Source organism: Streptomyces mesophilus, assembly GCF_011044995.1.
GTDB classification, from domain to species: Bacteria; Actinomycetota; Actinomycetes; order Streptomycetales; family Streptomycetaceae; genus Streptomyces; species Streptomyces mesophilus.
The window spans coordinates 1-622 of sequence record NZ_JAAKZW010000497.1; the positions used below are offsets into that span (position 1 = coordinate 1).

The 622-nt window shown below is 70.6% G+C and carries 1 protein-coding gene; it reads left to right on the forward strand.

What is annotated here, in order from left to right; genetic code table 11:
* Positions 1 to 292 precede the first annotated feature (292 nt).
* A partial coding sequence (locus tag G6045_RS40770; RefSeq protein WP_408056437.1) for a carboxypeptidase-like regulatory domain-containing protein occupies positions 293 to 622 on the forward strand: 330 nt, incomplete at its 3' end.

Sequence of the window (622 nt, forward strand, 5' to 3'; positions counted from 1 at the left end):
CTCGTCGGCAGCGTCAGTGTGTATAAGAGACAGCATCCCCACCTGCACATTCCCGCAATGTGACCCCGTGTTGCCCCGAAAGCCGCACTGATGGTCGAATGCAACGTCGGCACCGCACACGCCGACGAGTGCCACCGCAGGGCACAAGCGCCGTCACGCAGCACATGAACTGCCACGCAGCACACGAACTGCCAAGCAGCACACGAACTGCCACGGGGCGCGCACAGACAGACAAGTCGTTCAGGGGGACTCCACGATGTTCGGCCGCCGGCTGGGAAACCGTTCCGACCGCATGGGCAGCCGCAGAGGGCGCGCCCACCACCCCGGCCTCGCGGCCGGTGCGGCGAGCGCCTTCGCCGTACCGCCCAGCGGCGGTCTGCTCAGCTGCCGGGTGCTCGACCCGGTCAACGAGCCGGTGCGCGGCGCCGAGTTCGCCGTGACCGACGGGATGGGCCGCAAGGTCGTGGCCGGTGAGGCGGACCCGTACGGCTCCTTCGTGGCCACGGTGCCCGCCGGCGAGTACCGCCTCGCCGTCTCGGCCGACGGCTACACCCCCTACCGCGGCAACGCCACCGTCGCCCCCAGCGGACACGCCGCCCTCGGCGACGTGACCCTCCAGGTC